The organism is Maribacter sp. R86514 (genome assembly GCF_044597005.1).
In the GTDB taxonomy this organism is placed as follows: Bacteria; Bacteroidota; Bacteroidia; order Flavobacteriales; family Flavobacteriaceae; genus Maribacter.
On sequence record NZ_CP138999.1, the window covers coordinates 2304577 to 2326680 of the forward strand.

The window sequence follows — 22104 nt, forward strand, 5'->3', positions numbered from 1 at the left end:
TTATGCTACTTTTCTATTTTTACCAGTTTTCATTAAGCCGTCATAATGTCTATTCAACAAATACGAATTAACCTGTTGTACCGTATCTATAGCAACACCCACCATAATTAAAAGTGAAGTACCACCGTAAAATAACGCCCATCCAGCTTGTACATCCATCAACTTTACCACTATCGCCGGTAAAATAGCCAGCAAAGCTAAGAAAATAGATCCAGGTAAAGTTATTAATGACATAATCTTATCTAAATAATCTCCAGTTTCTTTACCTGGACGAATTCCAGGGATAAAACCACCACTCCTTTTAAGGTCATCTGCCATCTTATTGGTAGGAACCGTAATTGCAGTATAAAAATATGTGAAGATTATAATCAATATTGCGAAAAGCAAATTGTAAGCCCAACCAAAGATATCGCTAAACTGTACTTGCATCCATTGTCCAAATGAAGTATCATCAAAAGCCCCACCTATCATACCCGGTACAAACATTATTGCCTGAGCAAAGATAATTGGCATTACTCCTGAAGCGTTTAACTTTAATGGTATATACTGTCTAGAACCCATGATGTTTTTCTCATATCCACCAGAAGCGGTTCTTCTTGCATACTGTACAGGAATTTGTCTTGTAGCCATTACTAATAGAATACAAGCCAAGATTACTAAGAACCAAACAATAACTTCGATTAATATGAACATTAGTCCACCATTATTATTGGTAGTTCTTGATATAAATTCTTGAACGAACGACTGAGGCATTGTAGCGATTATACCTATCATAATCAAAAGTGAAATACCATTACCAATACCTTTATCAGTAATTTTCTCACCTAACCACATTGCAAACACAGTACCTGTTACCAATATAATAACAGCTGGAACCATAAAATCTAATCCTTTCCCTAATAAGAAAGCACTATCCCTTACTCCGAAAGCCTCAAGACCATACAAGTAAGCAGGAGCTTGAACAATACAAATACCGATAGTCAACCATCTAGTAATTTGATTAATGGTCTTACGACCACTTTCTCCTTCTTTTTGTAATTTCTGAAGATAAGGAATCGCAATACCCATTAATTGAACTACAATAGATGCAGATATGTAAGGCATGATACCTAATGCAAAAACAGAAGCATTAGCAAACGCTCCTCCTGTAAATGCATTTAAAAGACCAAAAATACCTTGGTCAGTACTATCCGTTAAACCACCTAATTGTGTTGAATCTATACCTGGAAGTACAATTTGACAACCAAAACGGTAAACCAATAAAAGACCTAATGTTATAAGAATTCTATTTCTTAGCTCTTCTATCTTCCAAATATTGGATATTGTATCAATAAAATTCTTCATGCTCTCGTTTATGCTTACAAACTTATTGCTTCACCACCTGCCGCTTCAATAGCTGCTTTGGCAGATGCTGTAAATTTATGTACTGAAATTTTAAGAGATGCTTTTAATTCACCATTTCCTAAAATTTTCACTAAATCGTTCTTACCAACTAATCCATTCTCAATCAAAAGATCTAAAGAAACTTCATTGGTTATAACTTTGTTATCAACAAGCTCTTGCAACTTTTCTAAGTTGATACCTTGGTAGCTCTTACGATTGATATTCGTAAAACCGAACTTAGGTACACGGCGCTGCAAAGGCATTTGACCACCTTCAAAACCAATTTTCTTAGAATAACCTGACCTTGATTTTGCTCCTTTATGACCTCTTGCAGCTGTTCCTCCTTTTCCAGAACCCTGACCTCTTCCAAGGCGTTTTCCGTCTCTATTCACTGAACCTTCTGCAGGTTGTAAATTATGTAAACCCATTTTATTCTAAATTTAAGCTTCCTCAGTGGAAACTAAATGTTTAACTTTATTTATCATACCAAGAATGCTAGGTGTATCTTCATGTTCTACAACCTGACCAATTCTTTTTAAACCAAGAGCCTCTAAAGTTCTTTTTTGATTTTGAGGTTTCTTAATTCCACTTTTTAACTGTGTAACTTTAATCTTTGCCATAATTTTCCTCTTAACCTTTAAACACTTTTTCTAAAGAGACACCTCTTTGTGTAGCAATAGTTTTTGCATCTCTAAGTTGTAATAAGGCATCAAATGTCGCCTTTACAACGTTATGTGGGTTTGATGAACCCTGAGACTTAGATAATACATCATGTACACCTACAGATTCTAACACTGATCTTACAGCACCACCAGCAATAACACCGGTACCATGAGATGCAGGTTGAATATAAACTCTTGCACCACCAAATTTACCTTTTTGCTCGTGAGGTAAAGTTCCTTTATCTAAAGGAATACGAACTAAATTCTTCTTGCCATCTTCAATTGCCTTTGCAATTGCAGTAGCAACCTCTTTTGATTTACCTAAACCGTGACCTACAACACCATTCTCATCACCTACAACAACAATTGCAGAAAAACCAAATGCTCTACCACCTTTTGTTACCTTAGTTACACGTTGAATACCAACTAATTTATCTTTTAAATCTAAACCACCTGGTTTAACAGTCTCTACGTTTTTATATTTTTGGAACATACTAGTATATTAGAATTTTAGTCCTGCTTCTCTTGCACCATCAGCCAAAGATTTTACTCTTCCATGATACAAATTACCTCCTCTATCAAAAGCAACCTTATCCAAGCCAGCTTTAATAGATTTCTCAGCGATTGTTTTACCAACCAAAGCAGCAATCTCGGTTTTATTTCCTTTTACTTTTGCAATATCCTTATCTCTTGAAGAAGCGGATACTAATGTGACTCCTTTAACGTCGTCTATAACTTGAGCGTAAATTTCGCTGTTACTTCTAAATACAGACAATCTTGGTTTAGCTGCAGTTCCAGAAGAAACCTTACGTATTCTACGTCGGATTCTTAATTTTCTTTGTGTTTTTGATAATCCCATAATATCCTTTATTAAGCTGATTTACCAGCTTTTCTTCTTAATATTTCACCTACAAATTTAATTCCTTTCCCTTTGTACGGCTCCGGACTACGGAAAGATCTAATCTTTGCTGCTATATGACCAACTAATTGCTTGTCATGAGAAGTAAGCTTAACTATAGGGTTTTTACCTTTTTCAGATATAGTTTCAACCTTTACCTCTGGGGCAAGATCAAAAACAATATTATGAGAAAAACCTAAAGCCAAATCAAGTTTTTGACCTTGATTACTTGCTCTATAACCTACACCTACTAATTCTAATTCTTTGGTCCATCCTTTAGATACACCCTCTACCATATTGGTGATAAGTGATCTATATAAACCGTGCTTTGCTTTATGGTCCTTAGAATCAGATGGCCTTGTTACGAAAGCCTGTCCGTCTTCTACTTTAACCGATACTCCTGAGAACTCTTGAGTCAACTCACCTAACTTTCCTTTAACAGAAATGATATTGTCGTTGATTTCAACTGTAACCCCTTCAGGAATTGCGACTGGATTATTACCTATTCTAGACATTTTCTAAATCTTTTATCAATTAATAAACGTAGCATAAAACTTCACCACCAACTTTCTCCGCCTTAGCCTGCTTGCTAGTCATTACACCATGAGATGTAGAAACTATTGCAATACCCAAACCATTCAATACACGAGGTAAATCTTCGTTACCTGCATATTTTCTAAGACCAGGCTTACTTATACGCTGTATTTTCTTGATAACAGGTTCTTTTGTAAGCTTATCATACTTCAAAGCTATTTTAATAGACCCTTGAACTTTGCTCTCTTCGAACTTGTAGCTTAAAATATATCCTTGATCGAATAATATTTTAGTAATTTCTTTCTTTAGATTCGACGCAGGAATTTCAACAACCCTATGTCCCGCTCTACTAGCGTTTCTAACTCTCGTTAGGTAATCTGCAATAGTATCTGTTACCATATGTATATAATTCGGAAACGGTTTTCAGCACTTAAGCCAAACCTGAATCCATTAATAATTCTGTACTTACCAGCTAGCTTTCTTAACACCTGGTATTAAACCAGCGTTAGCCATCTCTCTGAATTTTACCCTCGAAATACCAAAAGTTCTCATGTAACCTTTAGGTCTTCCAGTTAACTTACATCTATTATGTAAACGTACCGGAGATGCATTTTTAGGTAATCTTTGTAGCGCTTCGTAATCACCAGCTTCTTTCAAAGCTTTACGTTTCTCAGCATAAACTGCTACAGTTTTTTCCCTTTTTCTCTCACGGGCTTTCATTGATTCCTTAGCCATACTAATTCTTTTTAAAAGGTAAACCTAATTCTGTTAATAATGATTTCGCTTCTTTGTCTGTATCCGCAGAAGTTACAAATGTAATATCCATACCGTTAATTCTATTGATTTTATCAATATTAACTTCAGGAAATATAATTTGCTCCGTTACACCAAGGTTATAATTTCCACGACCATCAAAACCAGTGGCTTTAATTCCTTGAAAATCTCTAACACGAGGTAACGCAGAAGTAACCAAGCGATCTAAAAATTCGTACATACGCTCACCTCTTAAGGTAACTTTAGCACCAATAGGCATACCTTTTCTTAATTTAAAGGCAGCAACATCTTTTTTAGACATGGTAGCAACGGCTTTTTGACCCGTTATCATAGTCATCTCATCTATTGCATGGTCAATAAGTTTCTTATCAGCAACAGCAGCTCCTACACCTCTACTCATTACTATCTTCTCTAACTTAGGAACCTGCATTACATTACTGTAACCAAACTCTTCGGTAAGGGCAGCTACTATTCGCTCCTTATACTCTTTCTTTAATCTTGCAACGTATGCCATAACTAAATTACTTCATTGGATTTTTTGGAAACCCTAACTTTTTTACCATCCTTCATCTCGTAACCTACTCTTGTTACATCGCCAGTTTTACTGTCGATCAACGCTAAATTAGAAATATGGATTAAAGCTTCTTTTTTTACAATACCACCTTGAGGATTTTTAGCACTAGGCTTCTCATGTTTAGATACCATATTGGCACCTTCAACGATGGCTTTATTTTTCTCAAGATTTACACGCATAACTTTACCTTCGGTACCTTTATGGTCACCAGCAGTAATTCTTACCGTATCTCCTGTTTTGATTTTTAACTTTTTCATCTTGTCCGTTATATTATAATACCTCTGGGGCCAATGATACAATCTTCATGAACTGCTTATCCCTAAGCTCTCTTGCTACAGGTCCAAAAACACGAGTTCCTCTCATTTCTCCGGCAGGATTCAATAACACACAAGCGTTATCATCAAATCTGATATAAGACCCATCAGGTCTTCTAACCTCTTTCTTTGTACGAACTACAACAGCAGTTGAAACCGCACCTTTCTTGATACCTCCATTTGGAGTTGCTTCTTTAACAGTAACAACAATTTTGTCACCTATTGAAGCATATCTTCTTTTGGTACCACCAAGAACACGGATAGTTAAAACTTCCTTTGCCCCTGTGTTATCCGCTACTTTTAGTCTAGATTCTTGCTGTAACATAACTTATTTAGCTCTTTCTAAGATTTCTACTAATCTCCAACATTTGGTTTTACTCATAGGTCTTGTTTCCATGATCTTTACAGTATCACCAATGTTACAATCGTTCTTTTCGTCATGTGCAACATATTTCTTTGTCTTCAAAACGAATTTACCGTACATAGGATGTTTTACTCTTTTTACTTCAGCAATAACAATAGATTTCTCCATTTTATTACTAGTAACAACTCCTACTCTTTCTTTTCTTAAATTTCTTTTCTCCATAAAGCCCACCAGTTATTGGTTCTCCCTATTAGTTAATTCAGTAGCTATTCTTGCTACCGTTCTCCTTACTTTTCTAATCTGAAGCGGATTTTCTAACGGAGTTACAAAATGTGCCATTTTCAAATCTGCATGCTGTTTCTTGTACTCGGCCAATTTCCCCGTAAGTTCTTCCACAGACATTTCTTTAATCTCTTGTTTTTTCATTATTACTTACGTTTAATTTACAGCCTCGTAATCACGAGCTACAATGAATTTTGTTTTTACAGGAAGTTTCTGAGCCGCTAATCTTAAAGCTTCTTTTGCTACTTCCACAGGAACTCCGGCCACTTCGAACATAATTCTACCCGGTTTAACCACGGCTACAAAATATTCTGGCGCACCCTTACCTTTACCCATACGTACTTCTAATGGTTTTTTGGTAATAGGCTTGTCTGGAAATATTTTAATCCACAATTGACCTTCTCTTTTCATAAATCTAGTAGCAGCAATACGAGCCGCTTCTATCTGGCGTGAAGTCAAAAATGCAGCATCACCAACATTCTTTATACCGAACATACCATTTGAAAGTTGGTGCCCTCTTCCAGCAAGACCTTTCATACGGCCTTTCTGCATCTTACGGAACTTCGTTCTTTTCGGTTGTAACATTACTTTAGTTCTTTAAAAATTACTTTCTACGACGTTGTTTTCTTCCACCTTCTTGCTTACCACCTTTGGAAGAATCTTTTTTCATCCCTACTAATGGAGATAATTCTCTTTTACCATAAACCTCACCTTTCATAATCCAAACTTTAATACCAAGTTTACCATATGTAGTTTGAGCTTCTTGCAAGGCATAATCAATATCTGCTCTAAAAGTAGATAATGGAATTCTACCATCTTTATAAGATTCAGAACGTGCCATTTCAGCACCATTCAATCTACCAGAGATTTGAATCTTTATTCCTTCGGCATTCATTCGCATTGCTGCAGCGATTGCCATTTTTATTGCTCTTCTGAAAGAAATTCTACTTTCTATTTGACGAGCAACACTTGCCGCTACTAAATTAGCATCAAGCTCAGGTCTTTTTATTTCAAAAATATTGATTTGGACCTCCTTGTTGGTGATCTTTTTCAACTCCTCTTTTAATTTATCAACTTCCTGACCACCTTTACCGATAATAATACCAGGTCTAGCAGTTGTAACAGTAACCGTGATTAATTTAAGAGTACGTTCAATTATAACTCTTGAAACACTAGCTTTAGAAAGTCTGGCATGAATATACTTACGTATTTTGTCATCCTCAGCCAATTTATCTCCGTAATCGTTTCCACCATACCAGTTAGACTCCCAACCTCTAATGATTCCTAGACGATTTCCTATTGGATTTGTTTTCTGTCCCATCCTAGTTTTCTGTTATGTTTTTTGAACCCAAAACCAATGTAACATGGTTTGAACGTTTTCTAATTCTATGTGCTCTACCTTGTGGAGCAGGACGCAATCTTTTCAACATTGCACCACTATCTACTCTTATCTCAGCAACAATTAAATCAGCATCTTCTAAATTTGCCTCTTCATTTTTTGCTTGCCAATTAGCCAAAGCTGAAAGTAATAATTTCTCTAACTTTCTAGAAGCTTCTTTAGGATTGAACCTTAATATAGCTAATGCTTGTTCTACCTTTACACCGCGGATTAAATCTGCAACTAAACGCATTTTTCTAGGTGAAGTAGGACAGTTATTCAACTTAGCGAAAGCTACCATCTTCTTCTCGGCCTTTATTCTTTCGGCCATCTGTTTTTTACGAACTCCCATAGCTTACTTTTTTCCTTTGTTTTTCGCACCCGCATGACCTCTAAAAGATCTAGTTGGTGAAAATTCCCCAAGTTTATGTCCTACCATGTTTTCTGTTACAAAAACAGGTACAAATTGTTTTCCGTTGTGAACCGCTATTGTCATCCCAACAAAATCAGGAGTAATCATAGATGCTCTAGACCAAGTTTTGATTACCGATTTTTTACCGGATGATACACTTTGTTGGATTTTTTTCTCCAAACTATAGTGAACGTAAGGTCCTTTTTTTAGTGAACGTGCCATTTCTTTCTACTTTTTTATTTCTTTCTACGTTCTATTATATACTTGTTGGTGCTCTTGGTCTTAGAACGAGTTCTGAATCCTTTAGCAGGTATTCCGTTTCTCGATCTTGGATGACCACCTGAAGCTCTACCTTCACCACCACCCATTGGGTGATCGACAGGGTTCATAGCTACCGGTCTAGTTCTAGGTCTTCTACCCAACCATCTACTTCTACCAGCTTTACCTGATACCAATAATTGATGATCCGAGTTAGATATAGCACCAATAGTTGCCATACAACCAGAAAGAATTAATCTAGTTTCACCTGATGGCATCTTAACAGTAACAAATTTACCGTCCTTCGCCATAAGTTGAGCAAATGTACCAGCACTACGCGCCATAACAGCTCCTTGACCAGGTCTTAGCTCAATACATGAAATTATAGTACCTAATGGAATTTCGCTTAACGGCAATGCATTACCAATCTCAGGAGCCACTGTAGCACCAGCAGAAACCTGCTGATCAACTTGTAAACCATTTTGAGCGATTACATAACGCTTCTCACCATCTGCATATTCCAAAAGAGCAATAAATGCAGTTCTATTTGGATCGTATTCAATAGTCTTAACAGTAGCAGACACATCTTGTTTGTCTCTCTTAAAATCTATTACACGATACCTTCTTTTATGACCACCACCTTTTTGGCGTATGGTCATCTTTCCTTGACTGTTCCTACCTCCCGACTTTTTTAACGGAGCAAGCAAGCTTTTCTCCGGCTTATCAGCAGTAATGGCGTCAAATCCATTTACTACTCTAAAACGCTGTCCTGGAGTGATTGGTTTTAATTTTCTAACTGACATTTCTTGTCTTTATAGATTACTGTAAAAATCGATAATATCACCTTCTACAACATCAACAATTGCTTTCTTAATAGCATTTGTTTTTCCATGCTGTACACCAGTTTTTGTATATCTGGATTTTCTTGAAGGACCGTAATTCATTGTACGAACCTTCTTCACAGAAACACCATAAGTAGCTTCAACCGCATCTTTAATCTGCAACTTGTTAGCCTTAGGGTCAACTACGAATCCATAACGGTTATTCAACTCGCTATCAGCAGTCATCTTTTCCGTTATAATTGGTTTTATCAACACACTCATGATATTATTGTTTATTTAAATTCGATTCAATTCCTTCTAAAGAGCTTTCTAACAACACCACACTATTAGCATGAAGAATTTTGTAAGTACTTAATTCTGAGTTAGTTATAACTTCTGAGCCTTTAAAATTACGCGAAGACAAATATACACCTTTATTTGAATCACCCAACACTATTAAAGACTTTTTATTCTCAAGACCTAAAGTCTTTAAAACCTGAACAAAATCTTTAGTTTTTGGAGTGTCAAAATCAAAGTCTTCAACTACTAAAATTGCATTTTCCTTAGACTTTAAAGTCAATGCAGATTTTCTTGCCAAACGCTTTAAGTTTTTATTTAACTTTTGACTATAATCTCTAGGTCTAGGGCCAAATATTCTACCACCACCTCTAAAGACTGGAGATTTAATACTACCTGCTCTCGCAGTACCTGTACCTTTTTGTTTCTTAATTTTTCTAGTACTACCAGCAATCTCAGCTCTTTCCTTTGCTTTGTGCGTACCTTGTCTCTGGTGAGCTAAATACTGCTTTACATCTAGGTAAACTGCATGATCATTAGGCTCTATAGCGAAAACATCATCAGAAAGGTTTGCCTTTCTACCTGTGTCTTTTCCTTTAATATCTAAAACTGCTATCTTCATTACTCTACCTTTGTATGGTTACATAAGCATTCTTATGGCCCGGAACACAACCTTTTACTACTAAAAGATTCTTTTCTGGAACTACTTTTAAAACTCTAAGGTTCTGAACCGTTACACGATCAGTACCCATTCTACCGGCCATTTTCATACCTTTAAATACTCTTGCAGGATATGATGCAGCACCAATAGAACCAGGAGCTCTAAGTCTGTTATGCTGACCATGAGTTGCTTGACCAACTCCACCGAATCCGTGACGTTTTACAACACCTTGAAAACCTTTACCCTTAGATGTACCAATAACATCTACGAATTGTCCTTCAGCAAAAACATCAACACCAACAGTGTCACCTAATTTAAATTCACCTTCAAAATCTCGGAACTCAACGACTTTTTTCTTAGGAGAAGCACCTGCTTTTTTAAAATGGCCTAATTCAGCCTTAATAGCACGACTTTCTGCCTTGTCATCGAAACCAAGTTGAAGGGCACTATACCCGTCGACCTCTTCGGTTCTGACTTGGGTAACTACACATGGTCCAGCCTGTATAACGGTACATGGAATGTTTTTTCCATTCTCGTCAAAAATACTGGTCATGCCTACTTTCTTTCCTATTAACCCAGACATACTTATTTATATTAATTATTACTTATTAAATTCTATTCAAAAAAATAGGGTCAAAATAATTTAACCCTAAATTATTTTTTCCGTTTTTCCCTCGCACGCAGCTTAGGACATGTTATCTAACCCATACTAAGGATTAGATTGTGAATTACACCTTAATCTCTACTTCTACACCACTTGGAAGCTCTAACTTCATAAGTGCGTCAATAGTTTTAGATGAAGAGCTATAGATATCCAATAATCTCTTATAAGAACTTAATTGGAACTGCTCTCTAGATTTCTTATTTACGTGCGGTGAACGCAAAACCGTAAATATCTTTTTATGTGTTGGTAAAGGAATTGGTCCTGTTACAACAGCACCGGTAGTCTTTACCGTTTTTACAATCTTCTCAGCAGACTTATCCACCAAATTGTGATCGTAAGATTTAAGTTTTATTCTAATTTTCTGACTCATGTCCTAAATTTATGCTGTTATACCTTTTGCTGCTTTAATAACTTCCTCCGAGATATTAGAAGGAGTTTCCGCATAATGTGAAAATTCCATTGTTGAAGTTGCACGACCTGAAGATAAAGTTCTCAACGAAGTAACATAACCGAACATTTCAGATAAAGGAACAGTACCTTTAACCACTTTTGCTCCAGCTCTATCACTCATATCGCCAATAGTACCTCTACGTCTATTCAAATCCCCAACGATATCACCCATATTTTCTTCAGGGGTAATAACTTCCAATTTCATTATAGGCTCCATAATTACAGCACCGGCAGCTTTACCCGCAGCTTTGTAACCCATTTTAGCAGCCAATTCAAACGAAAGTGCATCTGAATCCACAGGGTGGAAAGAACCATCCTTAAGTACAACTTTCATTGAATCCATTTCATACCCAGCTAAAGGACCATTTTGCATAGCAACGGTAAATCCTTTTTCAACTGACGGTATAAATTCTTTTGGAATACGACCACCTTTAATCTCATCAACAAACTGTAACCCATCACCTTCGAAATCCTCGTCAGCAGGTCCCATTTCAAATACAATGTCACCAAACTTACCACGACCACCAGATTGCTTCTTATAAGTTTCTCTGTGTCCAGCCGTTTTAGTTAACGCCTCTTTGTACTCTACTTGAGGTTCACCTTGACTAACTTCAACCTTGAATTCTCTTCTTAAACGATCAACGATAATATCTAAGTGAAGCTCGCCCATACCAGATATAATTGTCTGACCAGAAGCCTCATCAGTTTTTACTTGGAAAGTAGGATCCTCTTCAGCTAATTTAGCTAAAGCCATACCTAATTTATCAACATCAGCTTTCGTTTTAGGCTCTACCGCAATACCAATTACAGGCTCTGGGAAGTCCATGCTTTCCAAAACAATTGGGTGCTTTTCATCAGACATGGTATCACCAGTCTTAATATCCTTAAAACCTACAGCCGCACCAATATCACCTGCTTCGATAAAATCGATAGCATTTTGCTTATTGGAATGCATTTGATAAATACGAGAAATACGTTCTTTTTTTCCTGAACGATTGTTCAATATATAAGATCCAGCATCCAAACGACCAGAATATGTTCTAAAGAATGCCAATCTACCTACGAAAGGATCAGTAGCAATCTTAAATGCTAAAGCCGAGAACGGCTCTTTTACATTAGGCTTACGTTTTTCAACAGCACCTGTATCAGGATTGGTTCCTTCGATATCATCCTTATCTACTGGAGAAGGTAAATATCTACAAACAGCATCCAATAAAAATTGAACACCTTTATTTTTAAATGAAGATCCACATATCATAGGAATGATAGCACGATCCATAACCGCAGCTCTTAACGCAGCGTGTACTTCTTCTTCAGTAATAGAATCTTCGTCTTCGAAGAATTTCTCCATCAACTCCTCGTCATATTCTGCAACAGCTTCAATTAAGGCAGCTCTATACTCCTTAACCTCAGCTTTCATTTCTTCAGGAATATCGATAACATCAAATGTAGAACCGAAACCTTCATCATGCCAAACAATAGCTCTGTTTTTAGCTAAATCAACAATACCTCTAAAATCAGCTTCTTCACCGATAGGAAGTACAATTGGCACAGCATTAGAACCTAACATTTCCTTAACTTGCTTACACACCATAAGGAAATTAGAACCTTGACGGTCCATTTTGTTCACAAAACCAATTCTTGGAACTTTATAATTGTCAGCCAATCTCCAGTTAGTTTCTGACTGAGGCTCAACACCATCAACAGCACTAAACAAAAAGACCAAACCATCCAAAACACGTAAAGAACGATTTACCTCTACGGTAAAATCAACGTGACCCGGAGTATCAATAATATTAAAGTGATAATCTTTTGTATCAGGTAACTCCTTTGCATTCTCCAAAGGAAACTTCCATGTACATGTAGTTGCAGCAGAAGTAATTGTAATACCTCTTTCTTGCTCCTGCTCCATCCAGTCCATAGTCGCAGCACCATCATGCACCTCACCTATCTTATGACTAACACCCGTATAAAAGAGTATACGCTCTGTAGTAGTAGTTTTTCCAGCATCAATATGTGCTGCAATACCTATATTTCTTGTAAATTTTAAATCTCTTGCCATGTCTATTTAGAATCTAAAGTGCGAAAATGCTTTGTTTGCCTCAGCCATCTTGTGCGTATCGACTCTTTTCTTAACAGCCGCACCTTCTTCTTTTGCAGCAGCTAAAATCTCTCCAGCCAATTTTTGAGCCATACCTTTTTCGTTACGCTTTCTTGCATAACTAATCAACCACTTCATAGCTGTTGATATTTTACGGTCTGGTCTAATTTGCATTGGAATTTGAAATGTTGCACCACCAACTCTTCTACTTCTAACTTCAACGTGTGGCATAACATTACTTAATGCATCCTTCCAAAGCTCTAAAGCTGTTTTCTCTTCATCAGTCTTCTTTGCATCTACGATATCAATAGCATCGTAAAACACACCAAAAGCAACTGATTTTTTACCATCCCACATCATCATATTGACGAAACGTGTCACCAACTGATCGTTAAATCTTGGATCTGGTAAAAGTGGTCTTTTCTTTGCCTGTCTTTTTCTCATTACTTCCTTTTAAACAAGTTTAATTACTTCTTAGGGCGTTTTGCACCATATTTAGATCTACGTTGTGTTCTACCGGCCACACCTGCTGTGTCCAATGCACCTCGTACAATATGATACCTAACTCCTGGTAAATCTTTAACTCTTCCGCCTCTTACTAATACTATCGAGTGCTCTTGAAGATTGTGACCCTCTCCTGGAATGTAAGCATTCACTTCCTTACCATTAGTCAACCTTACCCTTGCTACTTTTCTCATAGCTGAATTTGGTTTCTTAGGCGTGGTAGTATAAACACGTGTACAAACACCCCTTCTTTGAGGACACGAATCCAAAGCAGCCGATTTACTCTTCTTAGTAATCGTCTCTCTTCCTATTCGTACTAATTGTGATATTGTTGGCATACTATTAAATAATATATAAAAATTACCCCTACTTTAAGGGTCGGCAAATGTAGTAATATTTCATTATAATTCAAACCCTTGCGTAATTATTTTTATTTTTTTTTGATTACCACATTTTCACACCGAATAAACCATAGTTAGTATGCCTTTAAATCTTGTCAGTTAATCACCAAATCCCATACAATTTTCGATCTGAACAAAATGCAAGTTTTTCTGTATTTTTTTGAAGAATTGCGAATATGACAAAAATAACCATGTTGAATTATATAACTTTAAATATGGATCGTGTTTAATCTGTAACTTCTAATTTTACAACAACATCTTAAAGTTTTATTAAAATTATCTTGCATTATTAACACATTATTGTGATGTTTGTCGCTAGCTAATTCAAATAATTTAAAAATGAGAACAAAACTAAATGGATTGTTAACGCTACTATTGGCGTTAGTTGTGCATATTTCTTTTGCACAGCAAAAAACAGTTTCCGGTACGGTTACTGATCAAGGAGGGCTTCCTTTGCCCGGGGTTAACATTGTAGTTGAAGGTACCACTACGGGTACACAAACTGATTTTGATGGTAACTACTCTATCATGGCCTCAGAGGGGCAAACATTATTGTTTACCTACATTGGGCAAAAAGCTCAAAGAACTACCGTAGGCACAAGTTCAACTGTCAATGTATCTATGGAAGAGGATGCACAAGCACTTGACGAAGTAGTTGTAACTGCATTAGGGATTAAAAGAGAACAGAAATCTCTTGGTTATGCAGTTAGTAAAGTAAGCAAAGAAGAGCTTGAGCAAAAACCTGAAGGCGATTTAGGTAGACTTCTTCAAGGTAAAGCTCCTGGTGTTAATATCACAGCGTCTAACGGCTTAAGCGGTTCTTCATCTAATATAGTTATTAGAGGTAACACTTCTATTACCGGTAATAACCAAGCACTTTTTGTTATTGACGGTATTCCTTTTGACAGTGGTGCAAACCAGCAAAGTGCTTTCTTTGATAATGTAACAGAATCAAATCGTTCACTAGATATTGACCCTAACAATATTGAAGATATTAGTATTCTTAAAGGTCTAAGTGCAACGGCACTTTATGGTAACAGAGGTAGAAACGGTGTAATCTTAATTACAACAAAGTCTGGTTCTGGATCTAACAAACAAGGTAGCTCAAAGTTATCAATTTCTCAATCTGTATTTCAAAGTACACCACACCTACCAACATATCAAGATGAATATGCAGGTGGTTTCAACAATGGCTTTGGATGGTTTTTCAGTAACTGGGGACCTAGATTCAAAGATCCTTCAGCATCTTACGGTGATTACTTTATCAGATCGGGAGAGGACGGAACTGTTTTTGTTACGCATCCTTTCGCCACAAATGTTAACCAAGCTTTTATTGAAGGTTACGAAGATTTAGCGGCGTCTGAATATGAATTAAAACCATATGACAGTGTAAAAAACTTTTTTAGAACAGGATTTAGTACAACTACTAACATTAACTTATCTGGCGGTAATAGTGATTTCGGTTATAATGTAGGTTATACTAAACTAGACGACGAAGGTTTTACACCTGGTAACGAATTATCTCGTAATAGTTATACTTTGGGCGGTAATGGTACTTTAGGCAAACTAAGAGTTAATGCGTCTATGAACGTAGCAGTTACAGATTACAAATCACCTCCTATTGCAGCTTCAAGAGGTAGTGGTGTAATCGGTGGAGGAGCTTCTATCTTTAGTGATTTATTTTATACTCCAAGAAACGTAGATTTAGTAAATATTCCTTTTGAAAGATTGGATGGCGGATCATTATACTACAGAGAAACTAATGGTATACAACACCCTTTTTGGACAGTAAAGAATAATAAAACTGGTCAAAAAACTACAAACATATATACTAGTTTTAGTTCGGTTTATCAGTTTAACGATAATTTATCAGCCGCTTATAGATTTGGTTTCAACACATATACCGAGAACGGATTTTATGCACAAAATAAGGGAGGTATCGATGGCAATCCATTAGGGCAATTAAGAACTACGAGTATTGTAAGTTCAACCTTTGATCATAATTTCTCTATTAATTATGATAAAGATGTATCAGATAAAGTAAACTTTAAAGGTATTTTAGGTTTTAACTCTAACCGTCAAGAATTTGACAGAGATGGTGTAGAAAGTAGCAACCAGGTTGTATTTGGGGTTCTAAGACACTTTAACTTTACACAGCAATCTACAGTTAATTCATTCACTGGAAACCCTCTTCAGTCTCGAAGCAGACAAAATACATTTGGTGCCTTTGCCGATTTAACCTTAAGTTATGAAAATTACCTTTATTTAAATGCACAAGGTCGTAACGACTGGACGTCAACACTAGAAACAGGTAACAATACGGTATTTTATCCATCTGCTAGTTTATCTTTTATACCAACCGCAGCATTTGATGGTTTGCAAGGGAAAGCATTAAACTACTTGAAACTTAGATTTGGTTATGGTTCTTCTGCAGGATTCCCTCCAGTATATACAACAAGAACAACCTTGGCATTAAATGGTAATTTGTTTGTTAACCAAGCAGGAACAAATCTATCTGGTAATGATACAGACGGATTATTAGGAAACCCTGACCTTACACCTGAACTTGTCAATGAAATTGAATTTGGTATCGACTCAAAACTTTGGGATAATAGAATTGGGCTTAATGCAAGTGTATTTAAAAGAAAAACCACAGATTTAATCACGTTTAGAGATTTACCACCAAGTGAAGGTTTTACTGAGACTTACATTAATGCTGGAGATTTAGAAAATGAAGGTATTGAATTAGGTTTGACATTAGATTTATTAAGAAACCCTGACGGTGTTAATTTAGACTTTGGCTTAACATTCTACGCTGATGAGCCTGTAATTACTAGACTACCTGATGGTGTAGACAACATTACAATTGGTGGTTCTGCAACTACAGCTGATGCAAGAAATGGCGCGGTAGTTGGACAACCTTATGGTGTTTTTCTAGGTTCTACTGTTGAGACAGACGACGATGGCAATTTACTAGTTGGTGATGATGGTAACTACGTTGCAACTGCTAGTATCGATAATGTAATTGGTGACCCTAATGCCGATTACACAGCTAATTTTAGAACCAATATTGGCTACAAAACTTTAAAATTAGGAGTAGATTTAGCATACAGACATGGCGGTGATGTATATTCAAGAACAATTTCTACATTACAAAATAGAGGTGTAATCGAGTTTCCATTTTCTAGAGAAGGTACTTACATATTGCCTGGCGTAAACCAAACAACTGGCAATCCTAACAATGTTCAAATCAACGCTACAGATATAGCCTTTAACAACTGGTTATTCGGTCCATCTAATTTCAAAATATATGATGGTAGTATGCTACGTTTGAATCAGGTAAGCCTATCATATGACTTTACTGAAAAAATGTTGAGAAACACTCCTTTTTCAAAAATAAACTTTACAATACTTGGGTCTAACCTATGGTACAGATCTTTCAACACACCTAAGGACGCTAACTTTGATGTTAACGTTAATAGTACAGGTGTTGGCAACAACCAAGGTCTAGATTTCTTTTCTGGTCCTAGTGCTGCTCGATATGGCTTTAGTGTGAAAGTTGAATTTTAAAAAAAATAAAAATGAAAAAAATAAATCATAAATCATTATTAAAAATATTCGCCGCTGGCCTGCTTGTATTTGGCACAGCATGTGAAACTATAGAATTGGATTTACTAGATGATCCAGATGCCATTTCATTATCTCAGGCCAATTTGGACTTTTTCCTAAATTCAAACGAGGTAACTTTAGCCGAATTCTTTGAAGGTACTACTGCTAGCGGTGGTAATGGAGGTATGTCTAACCCAGGTATGGAAGTTACAAGATTAGGACATATGAATGGTCTGGTTTATCAAAACTCTTATACTGCAAACGAATTTAACTTTGAATGGGAGCAAGTATATTCTACCATTATTTCTAATAATAGAGCCCTTGAGCCATTAGCTATAGAACAAGAAGCATTTCAACATTTGGGAATAGCACAAATCATAGAGGCTTATGCGGTAACCACCTTAGTTGATTTTATGGGTGACATTCCTTACTCTGAAGCAGTGGCTGGCATCTCTAATCCTAGTAGAGATCCTGGTGACCAAACTTATGGTGCTATGTTAGACTTATTAGATGATGCTATTGCTAACCTAAACGCTACATCTGCCATTACATATTCATCAGATTTGTTCTATGCAGGCGACAGCGAAAAATGGATCAAATTTGCAAATACCTTAAAGTTGAAAATTTATCTACAATCTAGATTATTGTCTTCTGGTGATTCAGAATTTGTAAATAGCACTATTTCCACTAGTGGAATAAACGCTATTATAGATTCAGGTGAATACATTACTTCTGCTTCAGATGATTTTCAATTTAACTGGTCTGCTACAGACAACAACCCAGATAGTAGACATCCAAGTTTTGCTGGTGAATTTGATTCTCCTGGTGTAATTGGAGATTATATGTCAAATCATTTAATGAACGAGTTAAATGCAGGGGTGAACGATAAAACCGTTGTAGACCCTAGGCTACGTTACTATTTCTATAGACAATTAGATAGAAATGCAGAAAATACCGTAGAACAGGATTGCTTTGGAGCATTACCTCCAGAACATTATGGTTTTTCTATTCCTTTTTGTACAACAGATTTCCCTGGATACTGGGGTAGAGATCATGGAGATAACTCAGGTATTCCACCAGATACTGGATCAAGGGCGACTTTTGGCGTATATCCAGTAGGCGGCGTGTTTGACGATAGCTCATTTGAACCAATCGTAAGCAGAAGTGTAGGTACGCAAGGTCAAGGAATTTCACCTATTATGCTTTCATCTTACGTAAATTTCATGTTGGCAGAATCTGCATTGACACTAAATACAAATGGCGACGCTTTAACCTATTTAATTCAAGGCGTAACACAGTCTATTGACAAGGTTGTGGCATTTGGATCAGACCAAGCTGCTGGAACTGGTTTTGAACCAACAGAAACTGAGATATCAGACTATATTGATGAAGTAACGGCCAACTACATGAATGCCACTTCAGATGACGAGAGAATGAATATTATAGGTACTGAATATCATATCGCTTTATACGGTAATGGTGTAGAGGCATATAATACCTATAGAAGAACTGGCACACCAAATGATTTACAGCCAATAAGAGCTGGTGCAGTAGATAATTTTATTAGATCATTTTTCTACCCAACCGTTAGTGTATCCAACAATTCAAATTCTGATCAAAAAGATAACGTAACAGAACAAGTATTCTGGGATACAAACCCAGCTACTGGTTTCATTAATTAAAAAAAATAAAAATGAAAAATTTAAGAAAATTAGTTTACGGCTCATTGAGTCTACTAGTATTCACAACTTCATGTGAATACAATGAAACCCCGTTAGATGAAGATATAGTAGCAGCCAATGAAGGTGCGGTACTATCAACGGTATCTACTGTTGGTGGAACTATCAATAAGTTAGACCCCGCTCAATCTACTTTGACAAATACGGTTTTATTCAATGATTTTGATGAAAACGATACTGTAGAATCTATCGATTTATATCTTTTGTTTGCAGATACAACACCTGTAAACAACGAAGTTATAACGGTTGATGAAGCATTTGTTGAGAATGTACCAGGTTCAGCGTTTGCAATAGGTGATTCAGGTTTTCCAGAACACACGTATTCAATTAGCGGAGATACTATGCTTGATCTTGTTGGACTTACAGCTGACGATATCGATGGTGGAGATCTTTTTATATTGAGATATGTTTTGAACCTTACAGATGGCAGGTCATTTTCTGCAGCTGATACAGGAGTTAACGTTAGAACAACATCTCACGTAACTCCATTTAGATATTCTTCTGTAGTTGTTTGTTTTAAAACACCTGAACCTGGTGATTACACGTTAGAAATGGAAGATATTTACGGTGATGGATGGAACGGTGGTTTCATTACTATTTCAATTGACGGCGTAGAAACAGATTACGCTACGTCTGGTCCATTAAAAGTAGAAACCATAACAGTACCTGCAGGTACTTCTAGATTTTTATTCACGTATACAGCAGGAGACTGGGAAGGAGAAAATCTTTACACTTTCACTGATCCAAATGGTGAAGTTATTCTTGAAGATGGTATTGGCGATGGTAACAGAACCAACGGTCCAGCTGAAGGAGAACAATTCAACACATGTGATTAAATATTAATAAATCACGATTAACTTAAAGGCTGTCTTTTTAAGACAGCCTTTTTTTTATAAATTATTTCAATTATTTTAGCCTGATATGAAAAAAATCCCTGATCAGAAGTTACTATATATTTTATTAGCTTCTTTACTTTATCTGACTTCGTGTGATAGTGATGATAGCGAAACTATAAATACCTTAAATTTTCCGATTAAAGAAGGTTTAGAAGTATTTGATGGTAAAAACGTTTATGACGGACTAATCTTAATAAACGATGCCTCTGCCAATAGTGTTTATCTTATGGATAAAACAACTGCTGTAATTCATGAATGGAATCTAAAAGGAAAAAGATTAGGAAACGATGCAACATTATTGGATGATGGTAGACTTTTAGCCATGTTAGAATCTGAAAATCCTAAAATTACACTTGGCGGATATGGGGGTTTAATTTCTATAATGGATAAAGATGGTAATGTAGAATGGAGTTATGAATATTCAGATGAAAATCATATAGCCCATCACGATACAAAAATGTTACCAAACGGAAACATTCTATTTCTTTCATGGGAAAAGAAATCAAGAGAAGAAGCAAGCCAAATTGGTTTTAAGGCTGATACTCCAATTATATATGACGCTATTTTAGAAATAAATCCTCAAACAAATGAAATTGTATGGGAGTGGCATATGTGGGATCACTTAGTTCAAGACTTAGACGAAGCAAAAGAAAATTTCAATGATGTTGCTTTAAACCCAAGGCGTATTGATATAAACTATTTAGAGGTGCAAAATGAGTTAGGTGATGTAAGTCATGCAAATGGCATAGACTATGATGCCAACAAAGACCTCATCTACTTAAGTGTTAACTACTACAGTGAAATATGGGTAATTGACCACAGTACTACAAGTGAACAAGCTAAATCCAAAATTGGAGGAAATTATAACGTAGGAGGAGATTTAGTTTATAGATTTGGAAATCCCAGCACTTATAAAAATACAAACGGTAAAAGATTATTTGATCGCAACCATCACCCTAATCTACTTAACGGAGAAAAAAGAGGAAATATCTTAATCTATTCAAACGGATTAAATTCAAACCAATCTACTGTTTACGAACTTAAAATTCCAGAAAATTTTATATTAGAATCAAACCAAAACAACGAACCTAGCATTATATGGAACTTTACAGATACAGATCTTTTTGCAGGCAGAGTATCTGGCGCAGATATATTACCAAATGGTAACGTACTTATAACTGAAGGTGATTTTGGCTTTTGGGAAGTATCGCAAAAAGGTGAAATACTATGGCGTTACAATACACTCGGTTTTTTCTGGAGAGGCTACCACTTTGATTATAGCGATACTGCCATAATCAACCTAGACCTACCAATCAACTAAAACATTTATCCCTAATATTTAAAACCGCTCAACAATAGTTGGGCGGTTTTTATTTACCTTTACCCCATGCAAAAAACCACTCAAATTTATGGCTTAAGAGCCATTATAGAAGCAGTCAATTCAAATGAAGAGATAGACAAGGTATTTCTTCAAAAAGGTCTTAAAGGAGACCTTATGAAAGAACTGGAGAGTTTATTGCGTCGCAATGAAATCAATATGGTCTATGTGCCTATTGAAAAATTGAACAGACTTACAAAAAACAATCACCAAGGTGCAGTTGCAAACATATCCCCTATTGCATTTCATACTCTTGAAGATTTAGTGGAAAAGGCGAACGAGAAAGAAGGTCCCGCTTTATTTTTATTATTGGACCAGCTATCTGATGTACGTAATTTTGGAGCAATTATTAGAACTGCGGAATGCACCGGAGTTGACGGAATCATTGTTCAAAAGAAAGGTGCCGCCCCTGTAACCGCAGACACCATTAAAACCTCTGCCGGTGCTGCATATAGGGTACCTATTGCAAAGGTTGATCATTTAAAAGATGCTGTTTTCTATCTACAGGCATCGGATATTAAAATTGTATCAGCTACCGAAAAAACAGATGATTCTGTTTATGATGTTCCTTTTACAGATTCTATAGCCATTGTTATGGGTGCTGAAGATCGTGGTATTACACCTTCTATTCTAAAAGCTTCAGATTACAGAGCTAAACTTCCATTATTAGGTGAGATTGAATCGTTGAATGTTTCTGTTGCATGTGCCGTTTTCTTATACGAAGCGGTTCGCCAACGTTTGTAACTTCAA

At 36.3% G+C, this 22104-nt stretch carries 30 protein-coding genes; 5 read left to right on the top strand and 25 right to left on the bottom strand.

Annotated features, from left to right (window positions below; all coding sequences use genetic code 11):
- From secY to rpsL, 25 genes are all read right to left on the bottom strand, one after another.
- Window positions 1–1344 carry a preprotein translocase subunit SecY gene (gene secY / locus SJY30_RS10130; protein WP_036152165.1) on the bottom strand — a complete coding sequence of 448 codons (1344 nt, stop codon included), beginning with the start codon at window positions 1342–1344 and terminating at the stop codon, window positions 1–3.
- 14 nt (window positions 1345–1358) lie between these two features.
- A complete protein-coding gene (rplO, locus tag SJY30_RS10135) occupies window positions 1359–1811 on the bottom strand; it encodes a 50S ribosomal protein L15 (RefSeq protein WP_036152163.1) in 453 nt (150 codons plus the stop codon).
- A 12-nt stretch (window positions 1812–1823) separates the two neighbouring features.
- Window positions 1824–2003 carry a 50S ribosomal protein L30 gene (gene rpmD, locus SJY30_RS10140; RefSeq protein WP_396632096.1) on the bottom strand — a complete coding sequence of 60 codons (180 nt, stop codon included), beginning with the start codon at window positions 2001–2003 and terminating at the stop codon, window positions 1824–1826.
- Between the two features lie 10 nt (window positions 2004–2013).
- The gene (rpsE, locus tag SJY30_RS10145) at window positions 2014–2538 is read right to left on the bottom strand and encodes a 30S ribosomal protein S5 (protein ID WP_396632097.1); all 525 of its coding nucleotides are present in this window, start codon (window positions 2536–2538) and stop codon (window positions 2014–2016) included.
- Window positions 2539–2547: 9 nt separating this feature from the next.
- Window positions 2548–2904 (bottom strand): 50S ribosomal protein L18, encoded by a 357-nt coding sequence (rplR, locus tag SJY30_RS10150; protein WP_396632098.1) that lies wholly within the window; start codon window positions 2902–2904, stop codon window positions 2548–2550.
- Window positions 2905–2915: 11 nt separating this feature from the next.
- Window positions 2916–3458 carry a 50S ribosomal protein L6 gene (gene rplF / locus SJY30_RS10155; protein ID WP_036152156.1) on the bottom strand — a complete coding sequence of 181 codons (543 nt, stop codon included), beginning with the start codon at window positions 3456–3458 and terminating at the stop codon, window positions 2916–2918.
- Between the two features lie 19 nt (window positions 3459–3477).
- On the bottom strand, window positions 3478–3876 hold the full coding sequence (rpsH, locus tag SJY30_RS10160; RefSeq protein WP_036152154.1) for a 30S ribosomal protein S8: 399 nt from the start codon (window positions 3874–3876) through the stop codon (window positions 3478–3480).
- Window positions 3877–3942: 66 nt separating this feature from the next.
- Window positions 3943–4212, bottom strand: coding sequence for a 30S ribosomal protein S14 (gene rpsN, locus SJY30_RS10165; protein WP_036152152.1), 270 nt, complete (start codon window positions 4210–4212; stop codon window positions 3943–3945).
- A 1-nt stretch (window position 4213) separates the two neighbouring features.
- Window positions 4214–4765 carry a 50S ribosomal protein L5 gene (rplE, locus tag SJY30_RS10170; RefSeq protein ID WP_036152150.1) on the bottom strand — a complete coding sequence of 184 codons (552 nt, stop codon included), beginning with the start codon at window positions 4763–4765 and terminating at the stop codon, window positions 4214–4216.
- Between the two features lie 2 nt (window positions 4766–4767).
- The gene (gene rplX / locus SJY30_RS10175; RefSeq protein WP_076547390.1) at window positions 4768–5082 is read right to left on the bottom strand and encodes a 50S ribosomal protein L24; all 315 of its coding nucleotides are present in this window, start codon (window positions 5080–5082) and stop codon (window positions 4768–4770) included.
- Window positions 5083–5095: 13 nt separating this feature from the next.
- On the bottom strand, window positions 5096–5464 hold the full coding sequence (gene rplN / locus SJY30_RS10180) for a 50S ribosomal protein L14 (protein ID WP_027064819.1): 369 nt from the start codon (window positions 5462–5464) through the stop codon (window positions 5096–5098).
- A 3-nt stretch (window positions 5465–5467) separates the two neighbouring features.
- The gene (gene rpsQ, locus SJY30_RS10185) at window positions 5468–5725 is read right to left on the bottom strand and encodes a 30S ribosomal protein S17 (RefSeq protein ID WP_027064820.1); all 258 of its coding nucleotides are present in this window, start codon (window positions 5723–5725) and stop codon (window positions 5468–5470) included.
- 12 nt (window positions 5726–5737) lie between these two features.
- On the bottom strand, window positions 5738–5929 hold the full coding sequence (gene rpmC / locus SJY30_RS10190; RefSeq protein WP_396632099.1) for a 50S ribosomal protein L29: 192 nt from the start codon (window positions 5927–5929) through the stop codon (window positions 5738–5740).
- A 12-nt stretch (window positions 5930–5941) separates the two neighbouring features.
- A complete protein-coding gene (gene rplP, locus SJY30_RS10195; RefSeq protein ID WP_396632100.1) occupies window positions 5942–6370 on the bottom strand; it encodes a 50S ribosomal protein L16 in 429 nt (142 codons plus the stop codon).
- A gap of 19 nt (window positions 6371–6389) precedes the next feature.
- Window positions 6390–7106, bottom strand: coding sequence for a 30S ribosomal protein S3 (gene rpsC / locus SJY30_RS10200; RefSeq protein WP_036152143.1), 717 nt, complete (start codon window positions 7104–7106; stop codon window positions 6390–6392).
- Between the two features lies 1 nt (window position 7107).
- Window positions 7108–7515, bottom strand: a complete 408-nt coding sequence (gene rplV, locus SJY30_RS10205; RefSeq protein ID WP_036152141.1) for a 50S ribosomal protein L22 — start codon at window positions 7513–7515, stop codon at window positions 7108–7110.
- A gap of 3 nt (window positions 7516–7518) precedes the next feature.
- Complete coding sequence (rpsS, locus tag SJY30_RS10210; protein ID WP_036152139.1) at window positions 7519–7797, bottom strand: 30S ribosomal protein S19; 279 nt, start codon at window positions 7795–7797, stop codon at window positions 7519–7521.
- A gap of 14 nt (window positions 7798–7811) precedes the next feature.
- Window positions 7812–8636 (bottom strand): 50S ribosomal protein L2, encoded by an 825-nt coding sequence (gene rplB / locus SJY30_RS10215; RefSeq protein WP_036152138.1) that lies wholly within the window; start codon window positions 8634–8636, stop codon window positions 7812–7814.
- A 9-nt stretch (window positions 8637–8645) separates the two neighbouring features.
- Window positions 8646–8936, bottom strand: coding sequence for a 50S ribosomal protein L23 (gene rplW / locus SJY30_RS10220; RefSeq protein ID WP_036152136.1), 291 nt, complete (start codon window positions 8934–8936; stop codon window positions 8646–8648).
- A 4-nt stretch (window positions 8937–8940) separates the two neighbouring features.
- A complete protein-coding gene (gene rplD, locus SJY30_RS10225; RefSeq protein WP_036152134.1) occupies window positions 8941–9573 on the bottom strand; it encodes a 50S ribosomal protein L4 in 633 nt (210 codons plus the stop codon).
- 4 nt (window positions 9574–9577) lie between these two features.
- The gene (gene rplC, locus SJY30_RS10230; RefSeq protein ID WP_036152131.1) at window positions 9578–10195 is read right to left on the bottom strand and encodes a 50S ribosomal protein L3; all 618 of its coding nucleotides are present in this window, start codon (window positions 10193–10195) and stop codon (window positions 9578–9580) included.
- A 145-nt stretch (window positions 10196–10340) separates the two neighbouring features.
- Window positions 10341–10646: a 30S ribosomal protein S10 gene (rpsJ, locus tag SJY30_RS10235; RefSeq protein WP_007094989.1), complete on the bottom strand. Its 306-nt coding sequence runs from the start codon at window positions 10644–10646 to the stop codon at window positions 10341–10343.
- A gap of 9 nt (window positions 10647–10655) precedes the next feature.
- Window positions 10656–12788 (bottom strand): elongation factor G, encoded by a 2133-nt coding sequence (gene fusA / locus SJY30_RS10240; RefSeq protein ID WP_396632101.1) that lies wholly within the window; start codon window positions 12786–12788, stop codon window positions 10656–10658.
- 6 nt (window positions 12789–12794) lie between these two features.
- The gene (gene rpsG / locus SJY30_RS10245; RefSeq protein ID WP_027064831.1) at window positions 12795–13271 is read right to left on the bottom strand and encodes a 30S ribosomal protein S7; all 477 of its coding nucleotides are present in this window, start codon (window positions 13269–13271) and stop codon (window positions 12795–12797) included.
- A 23-nt stretch (window positions 13272–13294) separates the two neighbouring features.
- On the bottom strand, window positions 13295–13669 hold the full coding sequence (rpsL, locus tag SJY30_RS10250) for a 30S ribosomal protein S12 (RefSeq protein WP_036152127.1): 375 nt from the start codon (window positions 13667–13669) through the stop codon (window positions 13295–13297).
- A gap of 402 nt (window positions 13670–14071) precedes the next feature.
- On the opposite strand from rpsL, the gene SJY30_RS10255 reads away from it, so the two are divergent.
- The 5 genes from SJY30_RS10255 to rlmB all read left to right on the top strand — a co-directional run bounded on the left by SJY30_RS10255 (window position 14072) and on the right by rlmB (window position 22098).
- Window positions 14072–17302: a SusC/RagA family TonB-linked outer membrane protein gene (locus SJY30_RS10255; RefSeq protein ID WP_396632102.1), complete on the top strand. Its 3231-nt coding sequence runs from the start codon at window positions 14072–14074 to the stop codon at window positions 17300–17302.
- An 11-nt stretch (window positions 17303–17313) separates the two neighbouring features.
- Window positions 17314–19023 (top strand): SusD/RagB family nutrient-binding outer membrane lipoprotein, encoded by a 1710-nt coding sequence (locus SJY30_RS10260; RefSeq protein WP_396632103.1) that lies wholly within the window; start codon window positions 17314–17316, stop codon window positions 19021–19023.
- Between the two features lie 11 nt (window positions 19024–19034).
- Window positions 19035–19916, top strand: coding sequence for a hypothetical protein (locus SJY30_RS10265; protein ID WP_396632104.1), 882 nt, complete (start codon window positions 19035–19037; stop codon window positions 19914–19916).
- Between the two features lie 85 nt (window positions 19917–20001).
- On the top strand, window positions 20002–21297 hold the full coding sequence (locus tag SJY30_RS10270; RefSeq protein ID WP_396632105.1) for an aryl-sulfate sulfotransferase: 1296 nt from the start codon (window positions 20002–20004) through the stop codon (window positions 21295–21297).
- A 66-nt stretch (window positions 21298–21363) separates the two neighbouring features.
- The gene (rlmB, locus tag SJY30_RS10275) at window positions 21364–22098 is read left to right on the top strand and encodes a 23S rRNA (guanosine(2251)-2'-O)-methyltransferase RlmB (protein ID WP_396632106.1); all 735 of its coding nucleotides are present in this window, start codon (window positions 21364–21366) and stop codon (window positions 22096–22098) included.
- The last annotated feature ends 6 nt before the right edge of the window (window positions 22099–22104 follow it).

Excerpts from the sequence above, each read along its gene's own strand:
- rpsC (WP_036152143.1), bottom strand. The coding sequence starts at position 7,106 with ATGGGACAGAAAACAAATCCAATAGGAAATCGTCTAGGAATCATTAGA.
- rpsS (WP_036152139.1), bottom strand. The coding sequence starts at position 7,797 with ATGGCACGTTCACTAAAAAAAGGACCTTACGTTCACTATAGTTTGGAG.
- rplE (WP_036152150.1), bottom strand. The coding sequence starts at position 4,765 with ATGGCATACGTTGCAAGATTAAAGAAAGAGTATAAGGAGCGAATAGTA.
- rpmD (WP_396632096.1), bottom strand. The coding sequence starts at position 2,003 with ATGGCAAAGATTAAAGTTACACAGTTAAAAAGTGGAATTAAGAAACCT.
- rpsQ (WP_027064820.1), bottom strand. The coding sequence starts at position 5,725 with ATGGAGAAAAGAAATTTAAGAAAAGAAAGAGTAGGAGTTGTTACTAGT.
- rlmB (WP_396632106.1), top strand. The coding sequence starts at position 21,364 with ATGCAAAAAACCACTCAAATTTATGGCTTAAGAGCCATTATAGAAGCA.
- rplC (WP_036152131.1), bottom strand. The coding sequence starts at position 10,195 with ATGTCTGGGTTAATAGGAAAGAAAGTAGGCATGACCAGTATTTTTGAC.
- secY (WP_036152165.1), bottom strand. The coding sequence starts at position 1,344 with ATGAAGAATTTTATTGATACAATATCCAATATTTGGAAGATAGAAGAG.
- SJY30_RS10265 (WP_396632104.1), top strand. The coding sequence starts at position 19,035 with ATGAAAAATTTAAGAAAATTAGTTTACGGCTCATTGAGTCTACTAGTA.
- SJY30_RS10255 (WP_396632102.1), top strand. The coding sequence starts at position 14,072 with ATGAGAACAAAACTAAATGGATTGTTAACGCTACTATTGGCGTTAGTT.
- rpsL (WP_036152127.1), bottom strand. The coding sequence starts at position 13,669 with ATGCCAACAATATCACAATTAGTACGAATAGGAAGAGAGACGATTACT.
- rplX (WP_076547390.1), bottom strand. The coding sequence starts at position 5,082 with ATGAAAAAGTTAAAAATCAAAACAGGAGATACGGTAAGAATTACTGCT.
- rpsG (WP_027064831.1), bottom strand. The coding sequence starts at position 13,271 with ATGAGAAAAAGACAGGCAAAGAAAAGACCACTTTTACCAGATCCAAGA.
- rplF (WP_036152156.1), bottom strand. The coding sequence starts at position 3,458 with ATGTCTAGAATAGGTAATAATCCAGTCGCAATTCCTGAAGGGGTTACA.
- rplW (WP_036152136.1), bottom strand. The coding sequence starts at position 8,936 with ATGAGTGTGTTGATAAAACCAATTATAACGGAAAAGATGACTGCTGAT.
- rplP (WP_396632100.1), bottom strand. The coding sequence starts at position 6,370 with ATGTTACAACCGAAAAGAACGAAGTTCCGTAAGATGCAGAAAGGCCGT.
- rplR (WP_396632098.1), bottom strand. The coding sequence starts at position 2,904 with ATGGGATTATCAAAAACACAAAGAAAATTAAGAATCCGACGTAGAATA.
- fusA (WP_396632101.1), bottom strand. The coding sequence starts at position 12,788 with ATGGCAAGAGATTTAAAATTTACAAGAAATATAGGTATTGCAGCACAT.
- SJY30_RS10260 (WP_396632103.1), top strand. The coding sequence starts at position 17,314 with ATGAAAAAAATAAATCATAAATCATTATTAAAAATATTCGCCGCTGGC.
- rplN (WP_027064819.1), bottom strand. The coding sequence starts at position 5,464 with ATGTTACAGCAAGAATCTAGACTAAAAGTAGCGGATAACACAGGGGCA.
- SJY30_RS10270 (WP_396632105.1), top strand. The coding sequence starts at position 20,002 with ATGAAAAAAATCCCTGATCAGAAGTTACTATATATTTTATTAGCTTCT.
- rplO (WP_036152163.1), bottom strand. The coding sequence starts at position 1,811 with ATGGGTTTACATAATTTACAACCTGCAGAAGGTTCAGTGAATAGAGAC.
- rpsH (WP_036152154.1), bottom strand. The coding sequence starts at position 3,876 with ATGGTAACAGATACTATTGCAGATTACCTAACGAGAGTTAGAAACGCT.
- rpmC (WP_396632099.1), bottom strand. The coding sequence starts at position 5,929 with ATGAAAAAACAAGAGATTAAAGAAATGTCTGTGGAAGAACTTACGGGG.
- rpsE (WP_396632097.1), bottom strand. The coding sequence starts at position 2,538 with ATGTTCCAAAAATATAAAAACGTAGAGACTGTTAAACCAGGTGGTTTA.
- rplB (WP_036152138.1), bottom strand. The coding sequence starts at position 8,636 with ATGTCAGTTAGAAAATTAAAACCAATCACTCCAGGACAGCGTTTTAGA.
- rplD (WP_036152134.1), bottom strand. The coding sequence starts at position 9,573 with ATGAAGATAGCAGTTTTAGATATTAAAGGAAAAGACACAGGTAGAAAG.
- rplV (WP_036152141.1), bottom strand. The coding sequence starts at position 7,515 with ATGGGAGTTCGTAAAAAACAGATGGCCGAAAGAATAAAGGCCGAGAAG.
- rpsN (WP_036152152.1), bottom strand. The coding sequence starts at position 4,212 with ATGGCTAAGGAATCAATGAAAGCCCGTGAGAGAAAAAGGGAAAAAACT.
- rpsJ (WP_007094989.1), bottom strand. The coding sequence starts at position 10,646 with ATGAGTCAGAAAATTAGAATAAAACTTAAATCTTACGATCACAATTTG.